General features: G+C 66.0%; 7 protein-coding genes and 1 riboswitch. Of the genes, 5 read left to right on the top strand and 2 right to left on the bottom strand.

Going from position 1 to position 7,037, the window contains the following annotated elements:
* Nucleotides 1–104: 104 nt before the first annotated feature.
* Together MFF42_RS20180 and MFF42_RS26390 are read right to left on the bottom strand one after the other, a co-directional pair.
* Entirely contained in the window at nt 105–581 is a 477-nt protein-coding gene (locus tag MFF42_RS20180; RefSeq protein WP_238257340.1) for a hypothetical protein, read from the bottom strand.
* A gap of 546 nt (nt 582–1,127) precedes the next feature.
* A riboswitch (cobalamin riboswitch) is annotated at nt 1,128–1,329 on the top strand.
* Nucleotides 1,324–1,452, bottom strand: a complete 129-nt coding sequence (locus MFF42_RS26390) for a hypothetical protein (RefSeq protein ID WP_283206902.1) — start codon at nt 1,450–1,452, stop codon at nt 1,324–1,326. Its footprint overlaps the riboswitch before it by 6 nt.
* On the opposite strand from MFF42_RS26390, the gene MFF42_RS20175 reads away from it, so the two are divergent.
* The 5 genes from MFF42_RS20175 to MFF42_RS20155 all read left to right on the top strand — a co-directional run.
* Complete coding sequence (locus MFF42_RS20175) at nt 1,451–3,691, top strand: TonB-dependent receptor (RefSeq protein WP_238257339.1); 2,241 nt, start codon at nt 1,451–1,453, stop codon at nt 3,689–3,691. The genes MFF42_RS26390 and MFF42_RS20175 overlap by 2 nt on opposite strands.
* 143 nt (nt 3,692–3,834) lie before the next feature.
* Nucleotides 3,835–4,125: a hypothetical protein gene (locus MFF42_RS20170; protein WP_238257338.1), complete on the top strand. Its 291-nt coding sequence runs from the start codon at nt 3,835–3,837 to the stop codon at nt 4,123–4,125.
* 221 nt (nt 4,126–4,346) lie between these two features.
* Complete coding sequence (locus tag MFF42_RS20165; protein ID WP_238257337.1) at nt 4,347–4,655, top strand: hypothetical protein; 309 nt, start codon at nt 4,347–4,349, stop codon at nt 4,653–4,655.
* A 359-nt stretch (nt 4,656–5,014) separates the two neighbouring features.
* The gene (locus MFF42_RS20160; protein WP_238257336.1) at nt 5,015–6,136 is read left to right on the top strand and encodes a site-specific integrase; all 1,122 of its coding nucleotides are present in this window, start codon (nt 5,015–5,017) and stop codon (nt 6,134–6,136) included.
* A 181-nt stretch (nt 6,137–6,317) separates the two neighbouring features.
* The coding region (locus MFF42_RS20155; protein WP_238257335.1) for a hypothetical protein at nt 6,318–7,037 on the top strand (720 nt) is incomplete at its 3' end.

Genomic DNA, 7,037 nt, shown 5'->3' with positions numbered 1-7,037 from the left:
GGAGTTCCAACGCGGTAGGCTCGCGACGGTTCACGTGCCCGCACGGTCGCGGGCCGCCCGCGATGCACATTTCTGCGCTCGCTGTTCGGCGATGGGCATTGCCGTCAGTCGGGCCAGCGGATCGCCGCCTCGCGCAGTCCGAGCAGGCGCGCCTCGTCCAGTCCGAAAGAGCGTGAGGCGTCGAAGACCTCTCCCGAAACGCTCACCTTGCAGACCTCGTTGAGGGCACCTCCGGCGCAATGGGAGAGGGCGCGCTTGCGACCCGAAATCTCCGCCGCGCCGACGCGGATCAGGAGCTTGCCTGCCATCCGGGCATCGCCTGCCGCCTCCGCCGGCAACAGGCCGACGCAGGTGATCTCCTCCTCCGTCGCGTAGACGAGGTGACAATGATCGAGCGTGACGCGCTCGCCGATATGGTGCCGGGCCGTCTCGAAGAAGGCGGCGACGTCCGCGGGCGCGTCCAGTGCCCAAGATACGGACGGGATCAGCAACCCGGTCAGCAACACCGCGCATCCGATCCGCATGACAGCCCCCTCTCGTACGATCCTGCCGTCCGACTTTGCAATTTGCAGGCCGGACAAGGATCGGGAGCGAGGCAAGCGATCAAAACAAGTCGTTCGCTCGGCGTCAGCGCGTCTGGCCGCTCTGCGGCGCGTGCGTGTTCTGATTGTCGGTCGGACCGGTGCGCGTGAACGCGAAGACGATGACGGCCGCCATCAGCAGCAACAGCACAGGGAAAGCGTACATCCAGCGAGGCATCTCAACATCCAGGAGCGAAATCCGGATGGCCGGAACGCGTCACGACCGGAACTCGTGGCCGGAGATTTGGCTCCGCCGGGTCGCGAAGCGGCAACATATGCGATGGATGCATGGCCGTTCCGACGCGCCGCCAATTGCATTGTGCAGTGCAACGTGAGAAAGAATGGTCATGCCGGATCGCGATGGCGTCGCGACCCTGCAGCCCTTCTTGGGCGTTTCCTCCCTAGACTTCGGGCCGTCCTTCGGGACGGCCTTTTTTATTTCCGTCAACGCTCGAAGCCGTCCGCAGCGTGGTCGGGATCGTGGACCCCGCGGCATTCGCGCACAACGATCGGTGCCGGACGCATTGACCCCGGCGCCCCCGAAGCCGTAGCTTGGCCGTTGACGGTTCCCGCAAGGGATCAAAAGGGAACGCGGTGAAGGGCTTTTCCGAGCTCGATTCCGCGGCTGTCCCCGCAACTGTGAGCGGTGAGCGGCGAGCTCCTGCCACGAGCCACCGGGCGATCCGGGAAGGCGGCAGGCGCGACACCAGCCGCGAGCCAGGAGACCTGCCGTCAGCCGTGGTCACACGCGAGCCATGCCGGGCGGGGCGTCCCAGCAGGTGTCGAGACGCTTGAGGCCCATGGCCTGAGGCGGATCGGCCTCGGTCGCGGTGACGTGCCACCGTTCGTCCCGAGGCTTCGTCTCCATCATGTCGCCCTCTCACCGCCGCGCCCGCGGCCGGTCTCTCCTGCTCGTCGCCACCGCCCTCCCCCTCGCGCTGTCCGCCCCGGCTCGGGCTCAGGAACCGCTCACGCGCCTCGATGAGATCGCCGTGCAGGGCGGTGCCGGGCTCGGCCTGCCGCCCAACGCCCCCGCCGATGCCGTCGGCACGGATTCCGCGGCTCTGCGGACCCCGAGCCTGACGCAGTCATCACCGGTCGGGCTCAACCTGCGCACGCCGTCGCGCTCGGCGAGCCGCCTCGGGCTCACGCCGCTGGAAACGCCGGCGAGCCTCGACATCATCTCCGGCGAGACCATCCGCCTGCGCGGGCAGACCAGCGTCCTGGAGGCGGTCTCACAGAACGGCACCGGCATCACGGCCTTCGGCTCGCCGGGATCGGGGATCGGCTTCTTCACCGCCCGCGGCTTCGCCGGCCAGAACTCGATCCAGACGCTGTTCGACGGCACCCGGCTCTATGTCGGCGCCAACACCGTGACCTTCCCGTTCGATACCTGGAACGTCGAGCGGATCGAGGTGCTGCGCGGGCCGGCCTCCGTCCTCTACGGCGACGGCGCCATCGGCGGCATCGTGAACGTCGTGTCGAAGAAGCCGCTGTTCACGCCGCTCAACGTCGCCCGCTTCGCTCTCGGCGAGGACGGCATCGCCCGCGCCGCAATCGATTCGACCGGGCCGATCGGCGAATCGCTCGCCTACCGCCTCAACGTCAGCGGCAACCGCGCCGACGGCTGGATCACGCCGGAGGGCGACTTCCGCAACCTCGCGGTCTCGGGCGCGCTGACGCTCCAGGCGAATCCGGATCTCGCCTTCACGCTCAGCCACGATCTCGGCTACCAGGAGCCCGCCCGCTACTGGGGGACGCCGCTGGTGAACGGGCGGGTCCCCGATTCCATCCGCTTCAACAACTACAACGTCCGCGACTCGAAGATCGCCTGGACCGACAACTGGACGCAACTCCGGACCGAGTGGACGCCGTCGGCGGACGTGACCGTGCGGAACACCGCCTACCGCCTGCAGAGCCGCCGGCACTGGCGCGACGTCGAGCAGTATCGCTTCAATCCGGCAACAGGTTTGGTCGATCGCTCCGACTATCTCGAAATCTATCACAGCCAGGAACAGGTCGGGAATCGCTTCGACGCGACCTTCCGCCATTCGCTGTTCGGCTTCGCCAATACGTTCTCGGCCGGCTTCGACGTGAACCACGTCAGCTTCCGCCACACCAACAACTTCACCTTCACCGAGACGCCGACGAGCGTGCCCCTCAACGGCTACGACCCCGGCTTCTTCCCGCCCGGAGGCCGGGCGAGCCCGGCCTACGCGACGCGCACGAGCCAAGCCTCGGTCTTCGCGGAAGATCGGCTGTTCCTGACCGACCGGCTGTCGTTCCTTTCCGGCGTGCGCTTCGACGCACCGCGGCTCCATCGCGAGGACCTGCGCAGCGGCGCGACCTTCGAGCGCTCGTTCCGCGCCCTCGGATACCGCTTCGCACTGCTCTACGAGCCGACGCCGGACACCTCGATCTACGCGCAATACGCCACCGCGACCGATCCGGTGAACAGCCTGATCACCCTCTCGCAATCGCTGGCCGGGTTCGAGCTCTCGACCGGCCGCCAGGTCGAGGTCGGCGCCAAGGGGCTCGCCTTCGGCGGCACCGTCGAGTGGACGCTGGCCGGCTACCGCATCGTCAAGGACAACCTGATCTCGGCGGTCCCGGGCCAGCCGACGGTCTCGACGCAGGTCGGCCAGCAATCCTCGCTCGGCGCGGAGGCCGCGCTCTCGTGGCTGCCCGCCCCCGGCTGGCGCATCGATGCCAACCTTGCCCTGCTCCACGCCCAGTACGACGACTTCACCCAGAATGTCGGCGGGATCGCCGTCTCCTATGCCGGCAAGCAGCCGGTCGACGTGCCGGAACAGGTCGCCAACCTCTGGGTGAACTGGGCCTTCGCCCGCGATTGGGAGGGCCGCATCGGCCTCCAGTACGTCGGCGAGGTCTTTTCCGACTTCGGCAACACCGCCCGGCGCCCGGCCTACACGCTGGTCAATCTCGGCCTCGACCATCAGGTGACGGCCGGTTCCCGTCTGTCGCTGCGGGTCTTCAACCTGTTCGACAAGACCTACGCCGTGGACGGCAGCGCCGTGAACGGCGTCGGCACCGCTTGGCTGCTCGGGCGCCCGCGCTCGCTGGAGGTCGCCTACACGGTTGCGTGGTAGACCGGATCGTCGGCGGCAGGGATCGTCATCACGCCGCAGGCCCCTCAGGAAACCACCGCGCCGGTCGGAGACTTGGTTGCGGATAGCGACTCCTCGGACGCCTTTCAGGGTGTCCGGGGGGTCTTTCGTTCGGGAGTATCGTCATGCGCCGCATCGCCCTCACCCTCGCCGCCCTGAGCTGTCTCGGTTCGGGTGCGGCCATCGCCCAGGTCCAGCCTCCGGGCCTGCCGGGAGGTCCGTTCCCGCCGGGCACGATCATCCAGCGCCAGACCAACACGACGGGCAACACCGTCGATTACATCATCGCGCCGGGCGCCACGGGCGCCGACACCATCACCACGAACTCGGCGGCGGGCGGCAATGCCGGTCAGCCGGAGCGCGCCATTCCGCAGGGCAGCGCGGGCGGCGGCAATGGGGGCGGCAGCTCTCGCTGAGATCGGCTGCACCGCGCGAAGGCCGGTCCGCCGCCGCACATCCGTCGGCGGCGGGACGGCCTTCGTCGAGGCCGGCCCTCGCCCGGGCTCGCCGCCGTTAAGTGTCTGAGAAAGAACTTAAGTTTTGCCGCCGACGCAACGTCGGGGAACGCTTCGCGTTGGGCCTGCCGGACGGGATTGGCCGTCGGCACGCGTCCGACGGCGCGACGAGGAGCGAGGCGATGCGGCGAGCGGCGGCAATCGGGGTTCTGTTCGTCCTGTCCCTCGCCGCCCCTTGCCTTGCGGCGGGCCGGCTGAAGATGGACGACAAGGCGTCGCTGTGGCCGCGCTCCGCAGCCGGGGAGAAGATCGACTTCACCAACCGCGTGGGCAAGTCGATGAGCACGCTCTCGCCGGGTCTCGACAGCAACTACTTCATGCGGTGCCTGGAGGAGGTCGCCAATATCGGCGACACCAAGGATCTCACGCTGAGCGACATGGTGCGGACCTGCGTCTCGCTGCACGGCAGCCGGTCCGGAGGCGCCGAGTGACGCCAGTGTCGTCCACGAGGTGCACAGCCCGCCGACCCCTGATGGGGGTCAGAGCCTGAAGCTTGGCGGAGATCGGGAAGGTCCGAGTGGTGCCGCAAGAGGGAGACGACGCCAAGCCTCATGGTCGGTGTATTAGGTGAGGAATAACAACAACATAGACCGTGACTAAATGGGTGACTAAATCCGTGCCTGAACGAGGTGACTAAACGGGTTTGGGCATGGTGGGCCGTAAGGGTGAGTATCTGTTTCGGAAGCCGGGCTCCGATGTGTGGCGTATCCGGCTTCAGTACCCCTCGGATACGGGCAAGCCCCCGATTCGCCGTAGCCTGGGAACGACCGATCGGGCGGTCGCCGAGATCATGGCGATGCCGCTGATTCAGGCACACAAGGTCAACATTCTGCGCGAGCGTCAGCGGGTCTCGCTCGAAACGATCCTCCGGGATTTCCCCATGTTGCAGATGGTCGGGGGTGGCGCGGTCGAACCGCTGCCGGTCGTCGCGGGGGACGCGGTGAAGCCGATCACCAACGAGGCACCGATCATCGTGCCCTCTTCCCCGGCCCCCGTCAAAGCACCCGTCGCGAAACCGCCGGCCCCGTCGAAAAGCGACATTGTGCCGCGGATCGTTGTTGGACCGATCTCGGCGGCGGATCAAGCGATGCTCGACACGTTCCTCGGGCTGAAGCAGCGCAACAAGTTCTACGAGGGGGAAGCCCGGAACGAGTGGAACGCCTTCCGCGCGTTCGTCGGCGGCCGCGCAATGAAGGATTGCACCCGTGTCGATGGGCGGGCCTATGCGACGTACCTGTCGAAGAAGGGACTGAAATCGGCGACGGTGACAAAGCGGATCAACTACCTCTCCGCGCCCATCGCCCACGACCCGACATTCACCGACACCCGTCCGAACCCGTTCGACCGGGCGGTGGTGGTGGTTGTGGATGACGCCAAGGAAATCCTGCCGTTCACCGACGACGACATGACGCTCGTGCGTGACCAGATGCTGCCGAAGCTCGGACCGAACGAAAAGTTGCTGTGGCTCATGTGCGCAACCATGGGCCTGCGTCACTCGGAGGCGTTCGCCATCGAGCGCGAGCACAGCCACAAGGGCATTCGGTTCGTGAAGCTCGGGCAGAAGACCAAGGACTCGAAGCGCGACCTTCCCCTCCCCGATTGCCTCCTCCCGTTCCTGCCCGTCCGCATCCACGGGCCGCTCTTCACCGGTAGTTGCAAGAACGTCTCGAAGAATCTCTTGCGTGCGTTGCGCCGCGTCGGCATTACCGATTCGCAGAAGAACGTCTACTCGCTCCGCCACCGGGCGCACGCGCGGCTGCGCCGGGTCCGTTGCCCGGAGGACCTTCAGCGGATGATCGTCGGTCACACCCTCGGTCATAAGCACGTGCGCAAGGACGTGCACGACCGTTATGGTCAGGGGGAATGTCTGGTCGATCTCACGAAGCCGTTTGTCGATCAGATCGGCTTTTGATGTGACACGCGACGCCCACATCGAACGGCTTCTCAACCGCGCCCTCGAACTTATTCGGCAGGCGCGCGGAGACGAAGCGGTGCCTCTGCTTCGCGAGGTTCAGAGGATGGTCAAAGAGACCGTGCACTGAGACAGTCTTCGATGAGTGCTGTGGGTATTAACCATTGCGTAACCTTCGCCCTTGCTCGAATTTCTTCCTCGTGAGAACTTCATCGGCGAAGGGAATAAGGACATGCCGAGAGGAATTGTAGAGTACCACGAAGCCATCGAGGGCACCGATTACGACTTGGTGGCGCGCTTCGACGAGACGAGCATCCTGAAGCGGCTCGGCTCGAAGGCGGCGAAGAATTACTCGGGGAAAGCCTCTGAGTTCGGTAACACGATCATCGCGTCACCGACCCAAGTGCGCATCAGTCTCTCCTACTATCACCGCAAATGTAAGGACGCACAGTCTGTCGAGCGCTTGATGTACAAGCATGGTCTCGATGGTGAAGGAAACTATACGATCGGCGTCAACCCGGCGGGTGACTTCAAGGTTCGAATCGAACTCAACTTCGCCGCCACTCTTCGACGTTCGACCGAGGAATCCCAGGCGCGAACCAATCGCATCATCGCGGATGGCGTCGCTACCGACCGGGGGACGGTATGGGTGCGGGAGATGTGGCGCATCGGTGCCGAACTCGACTGTAACAACCCCTTCGCGCACCTGCCCGAACCGGCCCCTCGCGATCATCAGGTGACCATTCCGTTCTGGCCGCAGGAAGGCTCCGCTCAGGACGCGTGGTGCGCAGAGTGGGACGCTTGGGCGACCGAACACTTGCGGGCAGGATGGCACTTCAAGGCGCTGGCCGGTCGCGTGGTGTTCTTCTCTCAGAGCCAAAGGGAGGCTACGGCGGTGAAG

It is taken from the genome of Methylorubrum podarium, assembly GCF_022179745.1.
GTDB lineage: Bacteria > Pseudomonadota > Alphaproteobacteria > Rhizobiales > Beijerinckiaceae > Methylobacterium > Methylobacterium podarium.
Note: the sequence above shows the minus strand (reverse complement) of the source record. Positions and strands in the feature narration are given on the sequence as shown.